Raw genomic sequence first — 25,277 nt, forward strand, 5'->3', positions numbered from 1 at the left:
TTCTTTTTTTATATAAAAAAGAAAGCGTTCTCTATTGACAAATCATCAGACGTATTTTATAGTTAAATCATCAGATGATTTAAAGGAGGATTTCAAATGAAATTTAGTTTCAGATGGTATGGAAATGAAGACCCCATTTCGCTTGAAAACATTGCCCAAATTCCCAATATGGAAGGAATTGTCAGCGCTGTCTATAGTGTGCCGGCTGGAGAGATTTGGCCAGAACAAGCCATTTATTCACTAAAAGAAAAGATTGAAGCACAAGGGATGATTTTTCAGGTAGTCGAAAGCGTTCCCGTACATGAAGATATTAAATTAGGACGACCTACACGAACAAAATATATTCAAAATTACCAAGAAAACATCAGACGTTTAGCCAAAGCTGGTATTACAACCATTTGCTACAATTTCATGCCGGTTTTTGACTGGACCCGAACAGACCTGAGTTATGTCAATAAAGATGGTTCAACTTCTCTCATCCTAGATACTAAAAAAATAAAGAATTTAGATCCGTTTAAAGGAGATTTTTCGTTGCCAGGATGGGATGAATCCTACAGTAAGGATCAACTGAAAGATTTATTCGATGCTTATCAGACAATTTCAGAAGCAGATTTGTGGGAAAATCTGAAATATTTTCTAGATCAGATTCTGCCTATTGCAGAAGAAGTTGGGATAAAGATGGCGATTCATCCAGATGATCCGCCCTATGCTATTTTTGGATTACCACGGATTATCACTACAGATGCTGCCTTAGACAAGCTTCTTGCGCTAAATCCCAGTCCGGCTAATGGAATTACATTTTGCACCGGTTCATTAGGTGCACGGGTGGATAACGATATCTATACCATGCTGGAAAAATATTTGAAAAAGGGGCGCGTGTACTTCATGCACACCCGTAATATCCTGCTCCATGAAAATAATAGCTTTGAAGAAACTGCCCACATGTCAAAATATGGTTCTGTTGATATGGTAAAGGTACTCTCGCTGTTGAACGACTACCACTATCAAGGCTATCTAAGACCTGATCACGGCCGCATGATTTGGGGGGAATCTGGACGTCCGGGATATGGATTATTTGATCGGGCGCTGGGAGCTAGCTACTTAAACGGAATTTGGGAAACGTTACAAGCAAAAGGAGGAAAGAAACATGGATAACCGCAACTTTATGGACCGCTTTGCAGATGTTTTAGGAAATGTCGCTACAAAAATCAACAGTCTTCGTTATATCAAAGTTATCAAAGAAGCTTTTGCTGCATTAATTCCAGTGATTATTACTGGTGCATTCGGTACCCTCTTCTCAGCGATGGTTTTCGATACCGAAAACGGACTAGCTCAGTTGAAACCGCTTCAATTTTTAGGACAGCTAAAACCGATTGCTAACAGTATCTCTTATGTTACACTTAGCTTTCTAACAATTTATGCTGTATTTTTGATAGGAATCGAGCTGGCTAAGCTAAATCAAGTTAAAGGTGTTTTCCCCGGTATCATAGCTGTTATGTCTTATCTTTCGGTGAACCCAACCACCTACGAATTTCTTTTTGAAGAAAAATCAGTAATCGCTGAAAATGTTCTTGCTAAACAATTTACTGATACAAAAGGACTTTTTTTAGGAATGTTTATTGCTATTCTTTCTATCGAACTGTACTGTTGGCTTGGAAAACAGGATAAGCTCAAAATCAAAATGCCAGATACTGTACCCACAAATGTCTCTGCCAGCTTTTCTGCTCTATTCCCTACAGTTCTAACAATTGCTATCATCGCTACCTTAGGTTTTACTGTTAAAGCGTTAACCGGCATGTATATGTATGATATTATCTATAACTTAGTTCAAAAACCTTTGGAAAACGTTGTACAAGGTTTGCCGGGCATTTTGCTGTTAATGTTTATTGCTCAGGTTTTCTGGGTTATTGGTATTCATGGAAATCAAATGGTCAAACCAGTTAGAGAACCCTTGCTATTAGCTGCTATTGCTGTTAATACGGAAGCTTTCGAAGCAGGGAAAGAAGTTCCAAACATCATCACCATGCCTTTTTGGGATATGTACATGAGCATGGGCGGTTCAGGAGTGACCATCGGACTGCTGATTGCTATATTCATGGTAGGTAAACGAGATGATATGAGGGAAATCGCTAAACTGTCTGCTGCTCCTGGTATTTTTAATATCAATGAACCTGTTATTTTTGGGATGCCGATTATGCTGAATCCGATTTTAGCTATTCCCTTTATTTTAACCCCTTTAGTGACAGGAACCATTGGTTACGTGGCAACGGCTCTCGGTTTTGCTGCAAAAGCTGTCGTGATGGTTCCATGGCCGATGCCGCCGTTGGTCAATGGTTATCTGGCTACAGCTGGAGATTTGGGTGCAGTCATCACTCAATTGATTTGTATTATTGTTTCAGTATTAATTTATCTGCCATTTGTTAAGATTTCTAATCGGCAGCAGCTTAATTTAGAAAACTAAATTCTTTCTGGAGGTAAAATAAATGATAGACATAACTATTCCTGAAAATTTTGTGATTGGAGCGGCTTCTTCTGCTTGGCAGACAGAAGGCTGGAAAGGAAAAAAAGAAAATCAGGATTCCTTTCTTGATCTCTGGTATAAAAATGAAGCATTTGTTTGGCATGATGGCTATGGACCTGACGAAGCAACTGACTTCATGACCCATTATCAAAAGGATATTGATTTAATGAAGGAAATTAAACTTACTCATTACCGAACCTCCATTAACTGGTCTCGCTTTTTTACAGATTATGAAGCACTAACTGTCGATGAAGACTATGCAGCCCATATCAATCGAGTAGTGGACGCTCTTATTGCTGCTGGTGTTGAACCAATGCTATGTCTTGAGCATTATGAAGTCCCAGGTGTTCTTTTAGAGAAATACGATGGCTGGAGCTCAAAAAAAGTTGTTGAATTATACGTTAAATATGCTGAAATTGCCTTTGAACGCTATGCTGACCGAGTGAAGCACTGGTTTACCTTTAACGAGCCAATTGTGCCTCAAACCCGCTGTTATCTTGATGCTGTTCGCTGGCCTCACGAGCAAGACTCTAAAAAATGGATGACCTGGAATTACCACAAGGCATTGGCAACTGCTAAAGCTGTTAAGCTCTTCCACGAGAAAGAGTATGCAGGACGTATCGGCTGTATTTTAAACCCAGAAATGGTTTATGCCCGTTCCAGTGCTGTCCATGACCAGAAAGCTGCTCATATGTATGACCTGTTCTTTAACAAAGTATTTTTCGACCCAATGATTTTAGGCGGATATCCTCAAGAGCTGATTGAACTATGTCAAGCGAACAATATCATGTTCCCAGCAACAAAAGAAGAGCTGAAGCTGATCAAAGAACATACAGTTGACTTCCTAGGGATCAATCAGTACTATCCTAAAAGAGTGCGGGCTCCCCGCTACCAATGGAACCCTGAAACACCCTTCCACCCAGAAATGTTTTACGAAACTTTCGACTTACCCGGAAGAAAAATGAACAACTCCCGCGGCTGGGAAATTTATCCCAAAGTAATGTACGATATGGCTATCTATCTAAAGGAGAACTACGGTGATATCCCTTGGCTGGTTACCGAAAACGGGATGGGACGTGAACAGGAAGAGCTTTATATAGATGAAGCAGGCATCGTCCAGGATGATTACAGAATAGATTTTATTTCTCAACATCTTGCCTGGCTCTTGCGTGCAGTGGCAGAAGGTGCTAACTGCGAAGGCTACATGCTTTGGGCATTTACCGATTGTGTCTCGCCAATGAACGCTTTTAAAAATCGTTATGGCCTTGTAAGAATCGAATTAAATGAAGAACGAACACGGTCTTTGAAAAAATCCGCCGGCTGGTATAAATCACTGGTTACTGAAAGGAAGCTTCATTTAACAAACAACTTAACTTAATCAGAACCTTGCGAATCGCTCTTTCTACTTTTTTACAACAGCTTCTTTCCTCGATGGAAAGAATTTGCTGGTGGATTAGGAAGAGCTTTTCCTATATCATATAATGAGGAGAATATACTACATGAATATAGAAATGATTGGTATCGGAAAAATGGGGATGGGTATCTTAAATAATCTAGCTCAGAAAAACTGCTACTCTATTCATTGTACAGACCTTGATTTAACTTTGCGGAATTCGGTTGAGCAATCTGGTGCACGCTTTTTCAACACTTTGGAAGAGCTGCTTTCCGCTAGACATGAAGAACAACGACTTGTTTGGCTAATGCTGCCAGCTGGAAAGACTACAAATCAGCTGGTTAAAGACTGCTTGACCTATTTGAAGCCAGGCGACATACTAATCGATGCTGGTAATTCGAAATATACCGATAGCCAGAAAAATTATCAACACTGCTTAAAAAAGAAGGTACATTTTTTTGATGTAGGAACATCTGGCGGGATGACTGGGGCATTAGAAGGAGCCTGTATGATGGTCGGCGGCAAAGAAAAGCATTACCAGGAGATAGCCTCGTTAATCGAAGACCTCTGCGTTCCTGAAGGTGTTCTTTATTGTGGTCCGGCCGGCAGTGGTCATTATCTGAAGATGATTCACAACGGTATTGAATACGGTATGATGCAGGCAATCGCAGAGGGTTTTGACATTTTGAATCATGCGCCCTTCGATTATGACCTTGCTAAGGTTGCTCATGTTTTCAATCACGGCTCAGTAATTAGAAGCTGGCTGATGGAATTGACAGAAAATATCTTTTTGCATCCAGAACAGTTAAATACTATCGAAGGTATCATTCCTTCTTCAGGTGAAGGTCAGTGGACGATTGAAGAAGCCCTTCGTTTGAAAATACCAGCGCCAATTATTACTCAGTCCCTTCTCTTCCGCTACTCTTCAGAGAATACCGACCGTACAACAGAAAAAGTTGTTGCGCTTCTACGAAATCAATTTGGCGGACATGCCACAATCAAGGAGGAATAAATGTGTCAGACAGCAGCGTACTAACCATCGACATCGGCACAACTGCAATTAAATTTTCCCTCTATCAGGGAAAGAATCTGATTGAAAAAAGAGAAGCTCGTATTCAAACCTATACTGGCGAAAACGGGAAAATCTACCAAAAACCTGAGGAAATTCTGACTCAGCTGAAAGCCGGTATCACAGCCTTTTCAAAGCTGGAACTGAAATCAATTGCCACAATTGCTCTAAGTACAGCCATGCACAGTCTCCTGCCGGTCTTTAAAGACGGCAGCTATGGCGAGCTGCTGCTTTGGTCAGACAGTCAGGCAGCAGCTTCAACAGCGGCCTTTAAGAAGCTGCCGTTTAGCCGGGAAGTCTATCAAAAAACCGGAACACCGATTCATTATATGTCGCCTTTTTCCAAGCTGCTTTATTTTAAACAACAAGATATTTTGCAAAATAATGTAGGTAAATGGATTGGGCTAAAGGAGCTTGTTGTTTCTTACTTTACCGGTAGCTACTGTCTTGATTACTCCACTGCCTCTGCAACGGGTCTGTTTAACAGTCTCGATCTGGATTGGGATCAGGATATCCTCAGTTACGTTTCTATCGAGCGTGAACAGTTGGCAGAGCTAATTGATACAGATGTGCTTCTGCCTATCCAATTGGAAACAAAACAACAGCTGGGATTGGCCTCAAATGTCCAGCTCTTAGCAGGTGCCAGCGATGGCTGTCTGGCGGCATATGCCGGCTATTTAAATACTGGACTAACAACCAGCATTACCTTGGGAACCAGCGGTGCTGTTAGGCAGCTAACCAACAAACGACAGCTGGATAAGAACGGGCAGACATTCTGCTACTATCTAAAAAAAGATTTATGGGTTATCGGTGGACCAAGCAATAATGGTGGCGCTGTCTTAGAATGGGTTAGCAACCTGTTCTGGGAAAATCCTACTACACTCTTTGATCACTTGAATCTGATTTTAAAAGAGACCAGTATCGGTGCTGATGGTCTGACTTTCCTCCCCTTTATCAATGGCGAACGTGCCCCTTTCTGGAATTCCTTTTTCAAAGGTTCCTTTCAAAATATTACTATGACACACAACAGGAAGCATTTTGTTCGAGCAGCAGCCGAGGGCATATTGCTAAATTTGCGGATGATTATGGACGCAAACCAAATTGAGGAGGATGCGGTTTCTATTAACGGCGGTGCTTTTCGCCATGAAGAATTAGCAAAACTAGCGGGTGCCATTTTCGGCAAAGACTGTCTACTTTCAACTAACAATGAGCCAGGCTTTGGTCTACTTAGTTTAGCGAAACAAACATTCACTGCCGTTCCTTTTACTTCGTTTCAGCGCATCAAAAAAAATAATGAGTTAGCTTCTGCCTATCAGGACATCTATGAGAATTTCTTAACTAAAATTGAGCAGTATAAACTTCAACAACAAGAAAATTGAACAGTCCTCAACTATCTGAAATTCCCAAGATAGTTGAGGCTTTTTCTGTCGTTTTTCAAAAGGACATTTACAGTCTTAGAAAAATAGAGGATAATTAACGTTAGACCATAAGATTCAAAAATGTCTCAATCCAAAAATTCTAAACAAGTCCAACTATTCGAAATCATCGGAGGAAAATCTAAATGGGGTTATTTGATAAATTTAAAAAGAAAAAAGCTGGAGCTTCTAAGCAATCAGTCGAAGCTGTTGAAAATCCACAGCTGCTGGCACGGTGGGAAAATTACCTTGCTGATACGACGGATGAACACCTTAATCAATTCTATGAAGAAGTATGTACTCGGGCAGTTTTTCTATTACTCGCTGCACCATTGGATACGAAGCTTGCAAACGGAACCAATGTGCTAAAAGAAAAGACCAGCATTGTGTTTCCTTTACTAGAAAATGCCAATAATGAGCATTACTATCCTGCCTTTACTGACTGGAAGGCTGTTAGTCATTGGAAGCAGGCTCCATCAAACAATGCTTTTGTCTTTTCTTTTGATGACCTTGCTTCAATGATTATAGGCAATCCGACTATCACTGGCCTGTCCATTAATCCATTTAATGAAAATATTGTCTTATCCAAACAGCTTATTCAGCATTTAAAAATGAGAAAAGACATTCTGGAAACTGGACATTCGGAAATAAAAGTAACCGAAGATACTGCCGTTCAGTTGGGGCAGCCGGAGCCTTATCCAACTGAATTAGTCCGTCAATTAGACAACTTCTTTAACAAGCAGACAACGGTGAACCGTGCTTGGATTCAATTAATGAAGAAAGAAGCTGAAACCAGCTATCTATTAATTGTTGACTTCGAAGGAGATAAAAACAAGCTATTTCCTGTCATTGCAGAAATCGCAACGCCTTATCTTAATGGCTTGTATATCGATATGATTCCCTATACTTCTGAGGAAGGCTTTGTAAAAAATGCCACTCTGAATCTGGCTCCTTTCTATTCACGAAATAACTAGTCTGCAATTTTATCGAAAATCAAAGAAGCCTTCGGAAAACTAAGAATATTTCCAAAGGCTTCTTCAATTAAAACATCTGACTTTTTTAGCTTATTAGGAATTTGATTAATGATTTCTCACTTATTAGTCAAACCTCTAATATTTCACTTCAATACAATGAAAAATATCTGTCCTGTTTATTATTTTATACTCCGCTTTCAACTTCATTTCAATTTAAAATAATTAATATTTTCTTTATCTTAATCAAATTACTATTTGAGAATCTGTGGATTTAACAATTAAATAAAGTCTTTTTAACATTCAAAAAGTATTTACTCACCTTTAGAATTGTCACTCAGGTTCTTTTTAGTATAAGGAATATCTAGCTTTGAGAATAAATCATCTGTGTAGTAATTCACCTGATACTCATCATACATGTTGTTAATGATTACTTTATCTTGTTTTTTCCGAAATACTTGATACTCACCATTTTCAATAAACAACATATTTCTTCCAATTCTCTTAGCAATTTTTCCAAAAATTTCAATCAAAAACGCTAGTCCTTCATAAAACGTTTTATGAAATAGTTGAATAGAGATACGATTATCTAACATAAGCCCATATTCATCTTCATAAAATTCAATATTGGATTGATCATCTTTCTTTATCACCATTGAAAAGTAACTACAGGATAAGTAAATACCATCTTCATCTTCTGAGCTTTTTACACTTTGCATTTGCTCTTTAAAAATTTTTTTCAGTTCATCAGTTAATTTATAAACATCTAAGTAAGCTAATAAATACAATTCGCTATCCATTTTTTCACCTCACAAAAACTTTTTTAGTACTTCCATTTCTCACAATAATTAATTCTTTCAATCTTCTTAAATCTCCCTCGTTCTTGCTAATAACTGTTTTTACAACTTCATCAAATTTATCCTCAGAAAAACCATCCAAATTTACGACAATTCTTTCTGCCTGCTGTTTTGTTTTATCTGCTATAGTTTTCACTATATTCTTTACAGGAGACGAATTTTTAGGAGCATAACAATCAAACACATTATTTTCTATTAAAAAATCTGGATTTGAGGAACTTTTTACTCCATAACCATTTCCCCATCGACTTCATCCAGCATTCTTATATCATAACCGTTATCAGCAAGTAAATCAGCAGTTTCATTTTGTTTAATTAATCCATGTGAATCATTTTTCGCATAATTTCCTTTAGGTTTGCTTCCTTTTTTAAGCGAAGGAACTGTCCCATTTTTTCCCTCCCCATACTCCTTCAAATACTTTGCTGTATAATATGCTCCAGCGACATCGGAGGCACTACCGGCGGTTGCTTGCCCAAGGATACTGCAGGCGCTCTGCCTGTGTCAACGGCAAGCCAGTATGAGGATGCGTATGGATTTCGCAGCTTTACAACTTCAAACTGCGAATCATGATTCGCAACGGCAACACTTTGCTTGTAAACTAAAAAAGTTCAAGAGAATTATTTCCTCTTGATCTCCAATAGTTCTAAGACTTCTCTTCACCAACATTAGTTGACAAAGAGCCGATTACTATTCTTCTAACAATTCACTTAACAGCACAAAAAAACACTACCTCTCCTCTAAAGTTTATAGAGAAAAGATAGTGTTTTATGTTTGTAATTCATTTAATTAAACCAAACTACAAACATCCCTTTTATATCAAGGATTCTTATTTGTTTTTAAGGTTGTAGAAAGATTTCAACCCTTTGTATTCAGCTACATCGCCTAATTGGTCTTCGATACGTAATAATTGGTTGTATTTTGCAATACGGTCAGTACGTGAAAGAGAACCAGTTTTGATTTGTCCAGCGTTTGTTGCAACTGCGATATCAGAGATTGTAGAATCTTCAGTTTCACCTGAACGGTGAGATACAACAGCAGTATAGCCAGCTTCTTTAGCCATTTCGATTGCTTCAAATGTTTCTGTTAAAGTACCGATTTGGTTAACTTTGATTAGGATTGAGTTAGCAATACCTTTTTCGATACCTTCAGCCAATTTAGTAGTGTTTGTTACGAATAAATCGTCACCAACTAATTGAACTTTATCACCAAGTACTTCAGTCAATTTCTTGAAGCCATCCCAGTCATTTTCATCCAAACCATCTTCGATAGAGATAATTGGGTATTTCGCGCATAATTCTTCATAGAATTTAACCATTTCTTCAGTTGTTTTTTCGCCTTCGCCTGAATCAGCTAAAACGTAAACACCTTTTTCTTTATCATAGAATTCTGAAGAAGCAGCATCCATAGCAAGAACGATATCTTTACCAGGTACATAGCCAGCTTTTTCAATTGCTTCAATGATTACTTCAAAGCCTTCTTCGTTAGAACCTAAGTTAGGAGCGAAGCCACCTTCGTCACCTACAGAAGTAGCTAAACCACGAGCTTTTAAGATTCCAGCCAATGCGTGGAATACTTCAGCACCATAGCGCAATGCTTCTTTAAATGTAGGAGCTCCTACAGGCATAATCATGAATTCTTGGAAGTCGATACTGTTGTCAGCATGCGAACCGCCATTGATGATGTTCATCATTGGAGTTGGCAATACTTTAGTATTGAATCCGCCCAAGTAGTGATATAAAGGAATTTCCAGGTAATCAGCAGCAGCACGAGCTACAGCGATTGAAACACCAAGAATAGCGTTAGCGCCCAATTTACCTTTATTAGGAGTTCCATCTAATTCGATCATTGCTTTATCGATAGCCATTTGGTCACGTACATCGTAGCCAATAATTGCTTCAGCGATGATGTTATTAACGTTGTCAACTGCTTTAACAACCCCTTTACCTAAGTAACGAGATTTGTCGCCATCACGTAATTCAACTGCTTCGTATTCACCAGTTGAAGCTCCAGATGGAACCATTCCACGACCAAAAGCTCCGCTTTCAGTGTATACTTCTACTTCGATTGTTGGGTTACCACGTGAGTCTAAGACTTCGCGTGCATAAACATCAGTAATAATTGACATGTTTTGTCTCTCCTTTGAGTTGTTTTTTATACTAAGGGGATTCCCTTAATTACGATTGTAGTTAATTTTTGCCAAAGACGCAATGATATCTTTTTCATTTTAGAAATAAATATCGATTACTTCACAGTTTCAGCAAATTTAGACACTTTTATTTCACAGCATCCAATAAAGCTAAGAATGAATCAGCTTCAAGGCTAGCTCCGCCGACTAATGCTCCATCAACGTTTTCTTTTGCCATATATTCAGCAATATTTTCAGGTTTTACTGAACCGCCGTATTGGATACGTACGCTTTCAGAAACTTCTTTACCGTAAAGTTTTTCTACAGTTTTACGAACAACGCCACAGATTTCATCAGCAATTTGTGCATCCGCAGATTTACCAGTACCGATTGCCCAAATTGGTTCATAAGCAATAACTAAATTACTAACTTGTCCATCTGTTAAGCCTTCCAAGCCAGCAGTGATTTGACCTTCAATCCACTCAGCAGTTTTTCCTGCTTCATAGGTTTCCAGAGATTCGCCGCAACAGAAAATTGGAATCATGCCGTTAACAAAGATTGCTTTGGCTTTTTTATTGATTTCTGCATCAGTTTCATGGAAATACTCACGACGTTCTGAATGGCCGATAATTACATAGTCAACACCTAAATCAGCCAATGCCGCAGGAGAAGTTTCTCCTGTGAAAGCACCTGATGTTTCCCAGTAGCAGTTTTGAGCTGAAATTTTCAAATCAGTTCCTTTTGCCGCTTCAACTAACTCTTGTAAAAATAATGCAGGAGATCCAATGACAGAATCTACTTTATCATTTGCAGGAATCTTCGTTTTTACTGCTTCAGCAAAGTCTTTTGCTTCTTTAGCGTTCTTATTCATTTTCCAGTTACCAGCGATAATTGGTTTACGCATCTAAAGACACTTCCTTTTCTTTTAATATCCAGCTTTTATTATTATCCAGCTTCTCGATTCAACCGCCTCGGCAAATAGATAAAATTAAACTAAACACTTACTTTGACTTTAGTTAATTTTCCTAATTTGCTCTGAGTTTAAACGAATCTTTCAGCTTTTATTATTTATCGTTAATAGCTGCAAGTCCTGGTAAAGTTTTACCTTCAAGCAATTCCAAGCTTGCGCCGCCGCCAGTTGAAATATGTGTGAATTTATCAGCAAAGCCTAATTGGATTGCAGCCGCCGCTGAATCGCCGCCGCCGATGATTGTTGTTGCATCTTCAAGATTAGCGATTGCTTCACAAACACCAATTGTTCCTTTAGCAAAGTTGCTCATTTCAAATACGCCCATAGGTCCGTTCCAGACAACTGTTTTCGCACCAGCTAATTCTTTTGTGAACAGCTCGATTGATTTAGGTCCGATATCTAAGCCCATGTAGCCCTCTGGAACAGCTTCTCCATCAGTTACAACAGTTTCAACATCATTGCTGAATTCATTTGCGCATACAGAATCGATTGGCAATACTAGTTTGTCGCCAGCTTTTTCAATCAATTCTTTAGCCAAAGTCACTTTATCTTCTTCTACTAGTGAGTTTCCGATTTCAATGCCTTTTGCTTTGTAGAATGTATACGTCATTCCACCGCCGATAAGGATTTTATCTGCTTTAGAAATTAGATTTTCGATTACGCCGATTTTATCCGATACTTTCGCACCGCCTAGGATAGCTATGAATGGACGTTTTGGTGCTTCTACTGCTTCACCGATGAATTTGATTTCTTTCTCCATCAGGAAACCAGCTACAGTTGGAATACCAGTTGATGCAATTCCAACATTTGAAGCATGTGCACGGTGAGCCGTACCAAATGCATCGTTGACAAATACATCGCCTAATGAAGCCCAGTATTTACCTAATTCAGCATCATTTCCGCTTTCTTTCTTACCATCAATATCTTCAAAACGAGTGTTTTCAAATACTAAAACATCGCCGTCTTTCATGTTATTTACTGCAGCTTCCAGTTCAGCTCCGCGTGTTTCAGGAACAAATGTTACTGGTTTGCCTAATAACTCACCTAAACGTTCAGCAACTGGTTTTAATGATTTACCAGCTTTATCTTCTTCCGTTTTCACACGACCTAAATGAGAGAAAAGAATTGCTTTTCCGCCGTTTTCAATCACATATTTAATTGTCGGCAGTGCTGCTACAATACGGTTGTCATTCGTAATCACACCATCTTTCAATGGTACATTGAAGTCCACACGAACTAATACTTTTTTGTCCTTTAAATCTACATCTTTGATTGTCTTTTTAGCCATTCGTAAATTTCCCTCCTGTTTGTATATAAACCCTATTACAGAAGCAAGCAATATATGTGTACCTGCAATCTACTACCGCAGAAAAGGCTGCTCTTCATACATAGTAGCTTCTAAAGAATTTATATAGTTAGTATGTTTACGGCAGAAAACGCCCAAAGGTTTTCTCTGTCGCCGTCTATTTTACCACTATTTATGATTTTCATAAAAAGAAAAGCGGAACGTATAGAGCTAGACTACATGGCTAGCTCATTTTTCAGAAATCATTTTTCTGTAAAAACGATTTAAAAATGAGTCCTACTCTCGTACGCATATTATTCTACTAGAAGCTCCTGCACCAGTAGAACTAACAAAAAGCGGAGAAGCGCGTTGCTTCCCCGCTTAATATTCTCTGCATTTCTGTTAAGACAAATGTCGAAACCAGAAATTATAAGTTAGCGAAGTACTCTAAAGTACGAACTAATTGTGCAGTGTAAGACATTTCGTTATCGTACCAAGCAACAGTTTTCACTAATTGTTGGTCGCCAACTGTCATTACTTTTGTTTGAGTAGCATCGAATAATGAACCGAAAGTCATACCTACGATATCAGAAGATACGATTTGGTCTTCGTTATATCCGTAAGATTCGTTAGCAGCTTTAGCCATTACTTCGTTTACTTCTTCAACAGTAACTTTTTTGTCAAGAATAGAAACTAATTCAGTTAATGAACCAGTAGCTACAGGAACACGTTGAGCAGCTCCATCTAATTTACCGTTCAATTCTGGAATAACCAAACCGATTGCTTTAGCAGCACCAGTTGTATTAGGAACGATGTTTTCAGCAGCGGCACGCGCACGACGGAAGTCTCCGCCTGGGTGTGGTCCGTCAAGAGTCATTTGGTCACCAGTGTAAGCGTGAATTGTAGTCATTAGACCTTCAACAACACCAAAGTTATCTTGTAAAGCTTTAGCCATAGGAGCTAAACAGTTAGTAGTACATGAAGCACCTGAAATAACTGTTTCTTTACCAGTTAAGATATCATGGTTAGTGTTGTAAACGATTGTTGGTACGTCATTTCCACCAGGAGCAGAGATAACAACACGTTTAGCACCAGCTTTTAAGTGCAATTCAGCTTTTTCTTTTGAAGTGAAGAATCCAGTACATTCAAGAACGATGTCTACACCTAATTCGCCCCATGGTAATTCTTCTGGGTTACGGTTAGCAAGAACTTTAACTTCTTTACCGTTAACGTTGAAAGATCCATCATGAACTTCAACAGTTCCGTTGAAACGTCCTTGAGTTGTGTCATATTTTAACAAGTGAGCCAACATTTTAGCATCTGTTAAATCATTGATTGCTACTACTTCGATTCCTGCTACATCTTGGATACGACGGAATGCTAAGCGTCCGATACGTCCAAATCCATTAATACCTACTTTAACTGTCATTAAAGATTTCCTCCTTATGAAAATCAAAAATTTTTATTTTAAAGGGTTGCCCCTTTTAAAATCTCATTTGCTGCGGCTTCATCTGTGATAAGCCACGTTTGTTCTGGCGCATTTTTCATATATGCCCGAATGGCCTTTGCCTTCAATTTTCCTCCGGCAATTGCTACAACATAAGGAATACTTTGTACATCCTTCAGCTGCAGACCAATTCTTGGAATCTTATACACTACTTCTCCTTCTTCGTTAAAGAAATAGCCAAAGGATTCTGCTACAGCATTTTTTTGTTTCAGCATAATCATTTCTTCATCGGACATTTTTCTCCGGGCTGCCATATGCAGCGCCCTTCCAATACCGTGAACAACTCCATTGGAGCGGCTGATTAGCTCTAAAACTTCTTGAATAGAAGGTTCCTGAAGCAAAGAATCATACGTCTCTTTACTCAGCTGCTCGGGGATATACAACGCCCGATGCTGACCCCCAGTGTTATGAGCCATTACTGCACTCACTGAGTTGGCTTGAACGGTCAGTGCTTCTCCGATGCCTCCTCTTGCAGGAACAAACAGATTGTGTCTTGTCTCAGTTTCAAGAAGACCCATGTGCTCAGCGGCCTGAGCCATTGTTGTTCCGCCCATGACGGCAATCACGTTGTTGCCCTCAGGTAAAAGCATGTCTAGCGAATGCGTCAGTACTTCGCCAAATTCATCTAATACCTTGCGCTGATTATCACTGTTTCCGGCAATTACGATACAGCGCTGAATACCAAAAAGCTGAGCAATTTCGATTTCAATCTGTTGAATACCGAATAGGAGATTCATCATCTTTTCAAGTCCCTGATAAACGTCCATCCCTTTTTCAGTCAAGGTCATACCGCTTTTAGATGACTGAATTAATTGGAGCTGCTTTAGCATATCCGTTTCTGTACGTAAAACACGTTCAGTCAATCCCATACTTTCAGAAAGACTTTTTCTGCCGATTGGCTGCATCCAGTAAATGTTTCGCAGAATATGGTATCTTTCCTGCATTACATCAAGCATATCTGGAGCAACTGCCTCAATCATTTTCAATTCTTCCAGCATGATGGATTCCTCCGTTGGTCAAAAAATGTCCAAGTAAGACTAAAAACGACCTATGAACATTAAAAAAATAATCTAGCTACTCAACTTCTTTCAGTTAAATAGACTTTTTTTAACCTCACAAAGTAATTCTAGCAGTTTTCATAGTTCTTTTCAAGGAAAAGAACTCACTTTTTTTTGCTTTCATACATTTTCTTTCAGAGTGAAATTTTTCTGAATATTTTTACATTTTCAACGCATTCTTAATAATAGATAAAAGCAGATAAAACGGAGATAGCCGCCACTGCTATTATGTTTCAAACCTCCAAATTTAAGCCGGCTCATTTCATTCTATTTCTCTGAGCCGGGTCCTTTAATCCCACGTTCACTCCAAAACGCTGTTATAACTCTTCCTCATAAAACCGTCCTAAAATTTTGACGTTATCTGAAATACTAACGAAGGCTGAAGGATCTGCCTTTTTCATCGCTGATTCTAATGCCGGTAGTTCAAAGCGTGTCACAACTGTTAATAAAACCGTCTGTTTGTCGTGCTTATAAGCACCCTCTGCCTCGTGGATGATTGTAATTCCACGACGCATTTTCCCTTGAATTTCATTAATTACCGCATCTGGATTTTTAGTGATGACCATTACCTGCATTTTCTTTTGCTTAGTATACACAGCATCAGTTACTTTACCACTGACAAAAATGGATAATGCGCTGTAAAACATATACTGCCAGCCAAATAGATAACCGGCTACAAAGACAATCAATGCATTAAAGTAAATTGAAATTGAGCCGACAGAACGACCTGTTTTTTTACGAATTGTAATACTGAAAATATCTAATCCGCCAGACGATAGACCATTTTTCAATGCAAACCCGATTCCTGCTCCCATCACACCGCCGCCAAAAATAGCGCAGATGATTGGATCCGTAGACAGCACGGTCTGGGGAACAATTTGCATGAAAATTGACGTCAGAGCTACAGTGATAAACGTAAAAATAGTAAATTTCTTGCCTATTTTCAGCCATGCCAGAAAGAACAGCGGCAGATTTAAAGCAAATAATGTAACAGAAACCGGTACATTAAATCCAATCAGCTTGGTTGAAAGTGTGGTCAGAATTTGTGCTAATCCGGTAATCCCGCTGGAATAAATATTTCCCGGCTGATAAAAAAAGTTCATAGCTACAGAAGCTAAAATTGCATACACAATCGATACAGACAGCTTTGTTGTGTAGTCGTTAACTGGTATATCAGCAATTGTTTTTTTCATAATATTATCTGCCTCTCATCTTATTGTATTTTCTCCAAAGAAAATAGGACATAGTCTTCTCCCCTGAGAAATAAGGCGAGTACAACGAAATTGTCACGAAAGACTAGGTGGGAATCGAGGAGCTGTTGATTGATACCTGTCTAAAGCGTTCTTTCATTTTCAGTATGATTCGACTTATTTTTTTTGAGGAAGTAGCCCCTGAAACGCTGTTTATTCGATTTTAGGTAATGGGAGTATGGTACTGTCTCCCCCTAATCTTGGTCCATTAAAAATCATTTGTCTCCAAAAATCAGATATTTGTGTAATTTCCACACACGCTCTAAATAGGATTATATATATTATACGAAATTTTCTTAATAATGAAAGAAGATTATCTGCGTCTATAAAAAACTTAAAGAGTAGTCCAGTAACTGTTTCGATTAATACCCGTTGCCTCCTTTTTTACATTCATCCCTGCGGCAGTTAGCTTATTTATATAAAAAACAAGAGACATCCCGCGAACGGCGTGATGTCTCTTGGTCTATTTACTCATCCACTGCTGTTACGTCAAGATTCAGTTCGAATAACTGAAGCGGAGATACTGTACTTGGCGCGTTATTCATTGGATCAGCCGCTTTACCATTTTTAGGGAAGGCAATCACTTCACGGATATTTTCCTCACCAGCAAGCAACATGACCAAACGATCCAATCCTAAAGCAATTCCCCCATGAGGCGGGAAACCGTAGGAAAGTGCATCCAGCAAGTAGCCAAATTGCTCTTGGACAACTTCAGGCTCAAGTCCTAGCGTTTCAAACATTTTCTCCTGCAGCTCACGCTGATAGATACGAAGAGAACCTCCGCCCAGCTCATAACCGTTCAATACAACGTCGTACGCTTGTGCGTAAACCTTCTCCGGTGCTGTAGCAAGCAACTCAATATGCTCCTCACGCGGCAACGTAAATGGATGGTGCGCAGAGACATAGCGTTCCGCATCTTCATCATATTCAAATAGCGGCCAGTCGACAACCCACAGGAAGTTGAATTTAGATTCATCAATCAAATTCAGCTCTTTCCCCATACGTGTACGGATAGCTCCTAAAGAGGCGGCAACGATTCCCGGAGTATCTGCCGCGAACATCAGCAAATCACCCACCTCAGCGTTAGTCACTTTAATCAGCTCATCAGTAATTTCTGTTAAGAATTTGGCAATTGGCCCTTTCAGACCGTCTTCTTCTACCTTCAGCCAAGCCAAGCCTTTAGCGCCAAACTGACTCACATACTGCCCTAAATTATCCATATCTTTACGAGAGTATTTGTCTGCAGCTCCTTTAGCATTCAGTGCTTTTACCTGTCCGCCGCTTTGCAGCGCCATTTGGAACACTTTAAACTCAACATCCTTAACAACTGGCGCAATATCAATCAGCTCCATATCAAAGCGGGTATCCGGCTTGTCACTACCGTAGCGTGCCATCGCTTCATCATAGCTAATACGAGGAAACGGCAGCGGCAGCTCTACACCTTTAGCTTCTTTCATTACCTTAGCCAGCATCTCTTCTGTCATTGTCTGAATTTCTTCAGCAGTCAGAAAGGTTGTCTCAATATCCACCTGGGTAAATTCCGGCTGACGGTCACCACGCAAGTCCTCATCACGGAAACAACGAACGATTTGATAATAACGGTCGAAGCCAGCACCCATTAATAACTGTTTAAAGATTTGCGGCGACTGCGGCAATGCATAAAAATGCCCTGCATGTACTCTTGAAGGAACTAAGTAGTCCCGTGCCCCTTCAGGAGATGATTTGCCTAGATAAGGTGTTTCTATATCCATAAAAGAACTGTCATCTAAATAATGACGAATTGATTTAGTCACTTGATGGCGAAGCTTGAAGTTCTCAGTCATCGCCGGACGGCGTAGATCAAGGTAGCGGTACTTCATCCGCAGCTCGTCGTTGACATTATTGTCATCTTCAATCAGAAACGGCGGTGTTTTTGCCTTATTAAGAATGGTAATAGCTGTTGCCATAACTTCAAACTCACCTGTCGGCATTTTAGGGTTAATCGCATCTGCATCCCGATAGCGGACTTTCCCGGTAATTTCGATAACGTACTCACTGCGGCATTTGTCTGCAATTTCCCATGCTTCTTTTGAATGTTCAGGGTTAAATACAATCTGAACAATCCCTTCTCTATCTCTAAGGTCGATAAAAATGACGCCGCCAAGATCCCGGCGTTTCTGAACCCAGCCCTTCAATACGACTTCTTTATCAACTAATTCCTTCGTTACATTTCCACAATATACTGTTCGTTGTACCATCATCATTCTCCTTTTCATTTGAGTTGAACCTGCACAAATGGTTTTCAAACCTGTGCTTTCAAAAATATCAGTTTAATCAAACATCACAGTTGTCATCTCATCATAAACTTCACCGAAATTTTCATAGATATCAGTCAGCTTGAACGGCTTTTCTTCCCGGCTTGCCATTCCTTTAACATTCACGATTCCTTCTGCAAGCTCGCTTTCACCGATTGTCAGAACCAGTTTGGCATTTAGCTTCGCTGCCGACTTAAATTGAGCCTTTGGTTTACGATTCATAAAGTCACGGTCAGCTGAAAATCCGAAATTCCTCACAGCCTGAACCAGTTTTAATGAAGCAATATTGGTTTCTGCTCCAATGCCCACAACATAGACATCTAATTCATCAATTTCCGGTAGTAGGATTTCCTCAGCTTTCAAGGTTAATAAAATCCGTTCAATTCCCATCGCAAAACCAAAACCAGGTGTTTCCGGTCCGCCCAGCTCTTCCACCAGACCATCATAACGTCCGCCCGCACAGACAGTTGACTGTGCACCCATACCAGGGGCTTCACTCATAATTTCAAAAATTGTCTGTGTATAGTAGTCCAGACCGCGAACCATATTTTTATCAATTGTATAAGAAATTCCCAACTCATCAAGCATATCTGTCACTGTTTCAAAATGTGTCTTTGATTTCTCATTCAGATAGTCCAATATTGAGGGTGCATCTTTAACGATTGCTTTATCTTTTCTATCTTTACTATCCAGCACTCTTAGTGGGTTTTCATGAAGGCGGCGCTTAGAATCTTCACTCAATTCATCTGCTTTCGGCTCAAGATAATCGATTAATGCCTGACGGTAAGCTGCACGGCTTTCTTTATCTCCTAAAGAATTGATAACCAATTTGATTTGATTGACACCAAGCTGTTTGAAGAAATCCATAGCCATAGCCATTGTTTCCACATCAACTGCAGGATTTTCACTGCCAAAGGCTTCTACCCCAATCTGGTGAAACTGACGCATACGTCCAGCCTGAGGCTGTTCATAACGAAACATTGGTCCGATATAATATGCCTTATACGGCTTCGCATATTCAGGTCCAAATAGCTTGTTTTCAACAAATGCCCGAACAATTGGCGCGGTCCCCTCCGGCCGTAAGGTAATGTGGCGGTCCCCTTTATCATAAAAATCATACATCTCTTTTGAGACAATATCTGTTGTATCACCTACACTGCGTGAAATCACTTCATAATGTTCAAAAATTGGTGTGCGAATTTCCTGATATTGGTAATCCCGGAAAAGGAGACGGGCTGTCTCTTCAATAAATTGCCATTGCTCTGTTGTTCCCGGCAATAAATCACTTGTGCCCTTCGGCTTTTGATAGTTCATTGATTGTTCCTCCATTCATTCTTTTCCTCATTAAATCTAACTATCGGTTTTATCATTTATCAGCATATTAGGATTTATTCAGTGCTGACTTCTTCTGATGCAGCTGAAAGCTGTCTTACAGAATAAAAAAATCCGTCCTTGTATCACTACAAGGACGGATGAATAATCATACGTGGTACCACCTAATTTTGAAAGATTGCTCTTTCATCTCAACGATTAACGCTCGCAACGGAATGGCTTTTCCTCCATTCATCTCCGGAATGTCTTTCAATCGTCTCCTTGAAGCTGCTTTCAGCCAGCGGCAGCCTTCTCTTGTACATAGGATTCAAGATTTACTCGTTCCTTCTTTGACTTTCAATATTATATATAAACTACTAGAGATTTTCATGAAAGTCAAGAAGAAATTCTCTGAATTTTATGAACCGAATACTCGCTACTTCATCAGTATACTATCTGATTCTTCCAGCTGGATTATGCCTTTTCTTCCATTTTATTGGAAAACATAACAAACGGCATGTAAATGAATGTACCTGCGACAATGATTACAATCTGTAAAATAGCTGCCCGGAAATCTCCTGCTGTTGCTAGATATCCGGATAAAACTGGAGGTGTAACCCAAGGAATAAGAATATAGGTCGGATTTACCAGCTGCAGACTTGTTGCAATATAAGCTAGTAAGGTAGATACCATTGGTACGATACAAAATGGAATTGCATAAACTGGATTAAACACGATTGGCAGACCAAACATCATGGGTTCGCTGATATTAAATAGACTAGATACACCGCCCAGCTTAGCAATCATCCGTTGATCTTCTCTTTTAGAAAACAACAGCACCGCGATAACCAGACAAATCATAGTTCCACCGCCGCCCATATAAACATACGCATCAAGGAATGGTTGTGTAACAATATTCGGTGCTGCCGAACCAGCATTGATTGCTTCCACATTCTGCTGTAGTGATGTCAGTAGGATTGGACCAGAAATAGCACCAAAAACAAAAGCACCATGAATACCAAAAATGAATACAAAGGTTGAAAGAAATACATATAATAAAATTCCTGGAAGCGTCTGGAAGCCGCCTACTAGTGGTGCCTGTAAAATATTGACAATGATTTCCGGTATAGTCAGACCAGTCACCGTGCGCAGTACAACCTCACCGATAGCAAAAACACTTATTGTCAGAACAGCTGGGATTAAGCTGTTAAAGGATTTTGCGATTGCTGGCGGTACGCTTTCAGGCATCTTTATTTTCAAACGGTTATTTGCCGATAATTTTGTGACCATTGGCACACTGATTAAGGCAGCCAGAATACCTAGCAACATCGCAGAAGCACTTGTAAAGGTTTGCGTTAATGCGCCGGATGTCTGAATCTCTGTTCCATCAAAGCCAGTAATATTAATTACGTTTGGCACAAGTGAAACATAGCATGCTAAGGCGATGATTCCTTCTAACGCACCATCTGAATGATAAGAACGAGCTAAACGAACACCAATTAGAAACGTTACCATTAAGCCTAAAATTCCAAGTGTGCCATTGTACGCTTGCAGACAAATTTCTGAAATTATTTCTCTGCCGGGAATCCCGCGCAGAAGTCCTGTATTCTCTGTCAAGAGTACATTATTCACCAGAAGGAAAAATGCTGCTGTAATAGTAATTGGAATCGTTGTAGCAAAGGCATCACGAATAGCTCCGATAAAACGATTGCTTGCGACTTTATTTGCATATAAAGCAATTTTTTCCCCTAAAGCTTCTTTGTTAAAAGCGCCGTCTTTCATCATGTGTTATTCCCCTTTTCTATTTTCAAATTTGATTAACTCTGCTGTCAATGATAGCCATTTCCCCGCTATACCAACCCAGACTTCCTTATAGGTGGCATTGTTAAACTGGGGCCAGTACGGCTGGTCCTCATCGCCAAAGGTCTGCATCCCAACCGGCATCTCTCCTGTCAATTCTCCTGAAGAAACAGAATACTGCTGTGGATAGTTATAACCTTCACCATATATCATCGATTGCCCAAATGGATTCTTACCTACCATCCATTGAAGCTGCTGATGCCCCATATCTACCAATTGCTGCTTTTCCAAAAGACGTCCCATCACTGCTGCACTTTTTCCCATTGAGAGCAGAATGCCATTGTTGCCGCGGAAGGAGAACCAGACAGGAAAGCGTTTTACATATAACCCTTCACCAATTTTTATTCCCTGCTGCAGCTGCTTTTGATAGCTGTCTTCTGCTTCTACGTCCACAAGTAAATGCTGTTTGTAAAAGCTTTCTTTTTCCTGCCACTCGTTCTCTTTATAGACACCGCTGGCATACATTGGATACGGATCAGTAAACTGACCAAGATATGCTAAATATCCTGCATACTCTTCTGCCCGCTCCCGCCATTCAGCAGAGTGTTGGTTGCCTACGACAGCTAGTACCTCTTCAAACGCCTGAGCATAGAGGTGCTCTCTCGCCTGATGATTGAAATGCTGAAAAACCTGATGACGTTCATCTCGATAAAACATTCCTTTCAAAATAGTGCCGTCATCTAACTGGATTCCCTCATGCTCCTGACATTCCAGAAGCTCTTCAAACCAGCCCGTCATTTGTTTGTAATAACTGCTGTCCGCTGTCAACTGATACATCAGCGCTGCAGTCCAAGACATCGTTGCTAAAAATCCGCTTTTAGACGTGCTGTAGGTATGCTCCCAAAAGACAGGTTCATGCTTAAAGCCTGTTTGTTCAAATCCAGACAGTGCATGAAGATAATCTTCCTTCACCACCTGAAGCAGCTTTTCCCTCAATACATATTCTACCGGCAGTGTTTTAATTATTTTTGCCAGTAATCCTGTAATCAGGAAATTATCATAGGGGCTATTGTGAATTCGAGGTAGAGCATCATCCATCGTGCCAATGCGATTGTCTGTCCAACGAGTAATTCCTGCACTGGTAATCCGATCCCCACTGTCTAAACGTGTTTTCAGGATAAAATCAATGCCCCACTCGCCTTCCTCCAGCAGCCGCAGATACAAGGATTCATTTTCCTGCACTGCTTCTGCGGCTTCGAAAAGACTTGCCGTTACTTCCGCAGTCTGGACCAATTGCTGTGACAAATCGCCAGCATCATGCCAGCCGCCGCTGAAATTGACTAACGCTCCTTTATACTCCACTGTCAAATCCTCATGACAAGTTCCATGAATACCATGTATAGGACAGCCGCAGCGCTCACAGAAAATAAAGTTTAAGGATTTCCAGATAGACGCTTCTTTCAGCGCAGCTACCTGACCAATTTGAAACGGCTGAGTCCTTACCTCACCAATTTGAAGATAGTATTCACCTTCATTTTGAACCTCTGAAAAGTCTAGCAAGCCAAATCGACCATTTTCTGTTTCAGCTGTTTGGATGTCCCCTTGGAAGACGATAGCTCCGGTTTTTGAATCGTTTAATATAAAACCCATTTCAGAAAAATCATCCCGATTAATAATAGCTGTTTTCGTAAATTGAGGATGATAGCCGATATGAGAAAATACAATTTCCCTATTAGGAGCCTGCCAGCCCTTGGCAGAAGTACTATGTTGATTTTTCTCCAAACGTACATTGCTGATGGTATAGCTTAGCTGCCCCGGAAGATTCATATAGGAACCATTTGCTCCGGAAAAAATTCGAATACCGATAACCGCTTCCCTCGGTAAATTGCTGATATCAAGCACATAGGTACTAACCGACTGGCCTTCTAAATTGATAACGTGGGTTCCTTCCCGATTGTAGATATCTGGAATCTTAATTTCACCGTCATTTTCCAGCGTAATCGTTACATAGGGATTGACGACATTCACACAAGCAGCTGAAATATCCAGTTTTATTTGGGTAAAATCCGTCCAATCTTCTCTGGTAATAGGAAGATAAGCTTCGACTTCACCAAAGTTCACATAGTCGCCATCCTCAGGCGCTCCTTCCGCCCAAGAATCATAGCGCGTACTGCTAAACAAAGAAACTGAGTCGGAAGCGGTTTCAATCTCACCTCGCCCTCGATGCTGCCAACTGCGGTAATCATTAACTAATGCCCGCTGTGCCAGAATGACCTCTTTGTCCAGCTGCTGTTTTTCAAAGGACCAGGTTCTCTCCAAAGGAAGCGGCCGATGGATATAGCCGGAAGCTCTCAGTTCTTTTTCTAAATTATGCATCCTTTCTTTCTCCTTTCTGTTTTATAAAAACCAATGCTGCTGCTCCTTTCAAAGCCACGGCATTAGGATCAAGGGCTGTTACAGAAAAACCTTTTGTAACAAAACGGATTGTTTTCTCATTTAGAAACGTTACCAAATGATTCAAAAACCACCCGCTGTTCATCACACCACCGCCGAATACAACCGCTTCAGGATCGCTGACGCGAACCAGATTCATCGTCAATGATGCCGCTGCCTGCAACGCTTGATTAATTACCTTCTGTGCCAGCAAATCTTCTGCCTCATATGCTTGAATTAACGCTTGAAATGAGATTCGCTTGTTCTCCTCCTTCGCTGAAATCAGCGAACTCTCAGGATAATCAGCTGCCAGCTTCATCGTCTGATTATGCATGCCTAAACCTGAAGCAAACAGCTCTACACAGCCAGTCCGTCCGCAGGCACACTGCTCTTCACTGTTCATATCAACAACCATGTGACCAACCTCACCGGCATTGAAGTGTCCTCCTGTGATTAACCTGCCGTTTGTAATAATCCGTCCGGCAATTCCTGTACCAATATTGATGTAGACAAAATTTTTAACTTTTTTTCCCACTCCAAGCACATTTTCAGCCATGGCTGCGCCAGAGACATCGTTCGTTACCCAGCACGGCAAATGGAACAGCCCGCTTATCTCATCAGCAACAAAAATCTTTTCTGAAAGACCAGGGTGGATTTCCAGCCATTCGCCCTGTTCAGTATCAACACGACCAACTACACAAATCCCAATACCCACAAGCTTTCCGTGAAGAACGTGGTTATGTAAATAGTCTTTTATGGCCTCTTTTATTTTATCTACAGCAACCCGCTGGTTTTCTACATTCGAAGGATATTTTTCACTGGACAGAATCTCACCATTTTCGGTGACCTCCCCTACCAATATCTTTGTTCCTCCTAAATCAACAGCCAAAACAGTCTGCATCATTTTTACTCACCTCAGCAATCTGATAACGTTACCAAATAATTATATATTGATTTCGCTTACACGCTTATAATAACCTCACTAAAATGCGTCTGTCAATACTTTTTAAAACATTTT

19 protein-coding genes, 1 pseudogene and 1 other annotated feature are annotated in these 25,277 nt (G+C 40.1%); of the genes and pseudogenes, 6 read left to right on the forward strand and 14 right to left on the reverse strand.

Translation table 11 applies throughout. From position 1 onward, the window contains the following. Positions 1-96 precede the first annotated feature (96 nt). The 6 genes from uxuA (at position 97) to AC1Z3K_RS02575 (ending at position 7,372) form a co-directional block, all read left to right on the forward strand. Positions 97-1,155 carry a mannonate dehydratase gene (gene uxuA, locus AC1Z3K_RS02550; RefSeq protein ID WP_426082256.1) on the forward strand — a complete coding sequence of 353 codons (1,059 nt, stop codon included), beginning with the start codon at positions 97-99 and terminating at the stop codon, positions 1,153-1,155. Next, the gene (locus AC1Z3K_RS02555) at positions 1,148-2,461 is read left to right on the forward strand and encodes a PTS sugar transporter subunit IIC (RefSeq protein ID WP_426082258.1); all 1,314 of its coding nucleotides are present in this window, start codon (positions 1,148-1,150) and stop codon (positions 2,459-2,461) included. Before uxuA ends, AC1Z3K_RS02555 begins: the two co-directional genes overlap by 8 nt. A 25-nt stretch (positions 2,462-2,486) precedes the next feature. After that, positions 2,487-3,899 (forward strand): glycoside hydrolase family 1 protein, encoded by a 1,413-nt coding sequence (locus AC1Z3K_RS02560; protein WP_426082307.1) that lies wholly within the window; start codon positions 2,487-2,489, stop codon positions 3,897-3,899. Between the two features lie 121 nt (positions 3,900-4,020). Beyond that, the gene (gnd, locus tag AC1Z3K_RS02565) at positions 4,021-4,926 is read left to right on the forward strand and encodes a phosphogluconate dehydrogenase (NAD(+)-dependent, decarboxylating) (RefSeq protein WP_426082259.1); all 906 of its coding nucleotides are present in this window, start codon (positions 4,021-4,023) and stop codon (positions 4,924-4,926) included. Positions 4,927-4,928: 2 nt separating this feature from the next. Further along, positions 4,929-6,362: a gluconokinase gene (locus tag AC1Z3K_RS02570; protein WP_461731750.1), complete on the forward strand. Its 1,434-nt coding sequence runs from the start codon at positions 4,929-4,931 to the stop codon at positions 6,360-6,362. A gap of 182 nt (positions 6,363-6,544) precedes the next feature. Beyond that, entirely contained in the window at positions 6,545-7,372 is an 828-nt protein-coding gene (locus tag AC1Z3K_RS02575) for an enhanced serine sensitivity protein SseB (RefSeq protein WP_461731751.1), read from the forward strand. A 311-nt stretch (positions 7,373-7,683) separates the two neighbouring features. Here the strand turns inward: AC1Z3K_RS02575 and AC1Z3K_RS02580 are convergent, their stop codons facing one another. The 14 genes and pseudogenes from AC1Z3K_RS02580 to AC1Z3K_RS02645 form a co-directional block, all read right to left on the reverse strand. Then, complete coding sequence (locus AC1Z3K_RS02580) at positions 7,684-8,169, reverse strand: hypothetical protein (RefSeq protein ID WP_461731752.1); 486 nt, start codon at positions 8,167-8,169, stop codon at positions 7,684-7,686. A gap of 4 nt (positions 8,170-8,173) precedes the next feature. Next, positions 8,174-8,425, reverse strand: a pseudogene (locus AC1Z3K_RS02585) (CdiA C-terminal domain-containing protein); the annotation flags it as partial. Positions 8,426-8,448: 23 nt separating this feature from the next. Continuing rightward, a complete protein-coding gene (locus AC1Z3K_RS02590) occupies positions 8,449-8,640 on the reverse strand; it encodes a hypothetical protein (protein ID WP_461731753.1) in 192 nt (63 codons plus the stop codon). Between the two features lie 412 nt (positions 8,641-9,052). Continuing rightward, a complete protein-coding gene (gene eno / locus AC1Z3K_RS02595; protein WP_461731754.1) occupies positions 9,053-10,351 on the reverse strand; it encodes a phosphopyruvate hydratase in 1,299 nt (432 codons plus the stop codon). 148 nt (positions 10,352-10,499) lie between these two features. Next, positions 10,500-11,255, reverse strand: coding sequence for a triose-phosphate isomerase (gene tpiA / locus AC1Z3K_RS02600; protein WP_461731755.1), 756 nt, complete (start codon positions 11,253-11,255; stop codon positions 10,500-10,502). Positions 11,256-11,415: 160 nt separating this feature from the next. Continuing rightward, entirely contained in the window at positions 11,416-12,609 is a 1,194-nt protein-coding gene (locus AC1Z3K_RS02605) for a phosphoglycerate kinase (protein WP_426082265.1), read from the reverse strand. Positions 12,610-13,033: 424 nt separating this feature from the next. Continuing rightward, complete coding sequence (gene gap / locus AC1Z3K_RS02610; RefSeq protein WP_426082266.1) at positions 13,034-14,035, reverse strand: type I glyceraldehyde-3-phosphate dehydrogenase; 1,002 nt, start codon at positions 14,033-14,035, stop codon at positions 13,034-13,036. A 38-nt stretch (positions 14,036-14,073) separates the two neighbouring features. Further along, positions 14,074-15,111 (reverse strand): sugar-binding transcriptional regulator, encoded by a 1,038-nt coding sequence (locus AC1Z3K_RS02615; RefSeq protein ID WP_426082267.1) that lies wholly within the window; start codon positions 15,109-15,111, stop codon positions 14,074-14,076. 377 nt (positions 15,112-15,488) lie between these two features. Continuing rightward, complete coding sequence (locus AC1Z3K_RS02620; RefSeq protein ID WP_426082268.1) at positions 15,489-16,364, reverse strand: YitT family protein; 876 nt, start codon at positions 16,362-16,364, stop codon at positions 15,489-15,491. 524 nt (positions 16,365-16,888) lie between these two features. Then, entirely contained in the window at positions 16,889-18,658 is a 1,770-nt protein-coding gene (aspS, locus tag AC1Z3K_RS02625; protein WP_426082269.1) for an aspartate--tRNA ligase, read from the reverse strand. 72 nt (positions 18,659-18,730) lie between these two features. Next, positions 18,731-20,029, reverse strand: coding sequence for a histidine--tRNA ligase (gene hisS, locus AC1Z3K_RS02630; RefSeq protein ID WP_426082270.1), 1,299 nt, complete (start codon positions 20,027-20,029; stop codon positions 18,731-18,733). Positions 20,030-20,176: 147 nt separating this feature from the next. After that, positions 20,177-20,386, reverse strand: a binding site (T-box leader). Between the two features lie 114 nt (positions 20,387-20,500). Next, positions 20,501-21,811, reverse strand: a complete 1,311-nt coding sequence (locus AC1Z3K_RS02635) for a PTS sugar transporter subunit IIC (RefSeq protein WP_426082271.1) — start codon at positions 21,809-21,811, stop codon at positions 20,501-20,503. A gap of 3 nt (positions 21,812-21,814) precedes the next feature. Next, positions 21,815-24,202 (reverse strand): glycoside hydrolase family 9 protein, encoded by a 2,388-nt coding sequence (locus AC1Z3K_RS02640; RefSeq protein WP_461731756.1) that lies wholly within the window; start codon positions 24,200-24,202, stop codon positions 21,815-21,817. Further along, entirely contained in the window at positions 24,195-25,163 is a 969-nt protein-coding gene (locus tag AC1Z3K_RS02645; protein WP_461731757.1) for an ROK family protein, read from the reverse strand. Before AC1Z3K_RS02645 ends, AC1Z3K_RS02640 begins: the two co-directional genes overlap by 8 nt. Positions 25,164-25,277: the final 114 nt, after the last annotated feature.

It is taken from the genome of Enterococcus sp. LJL128 (assembly GCF_056924295.1).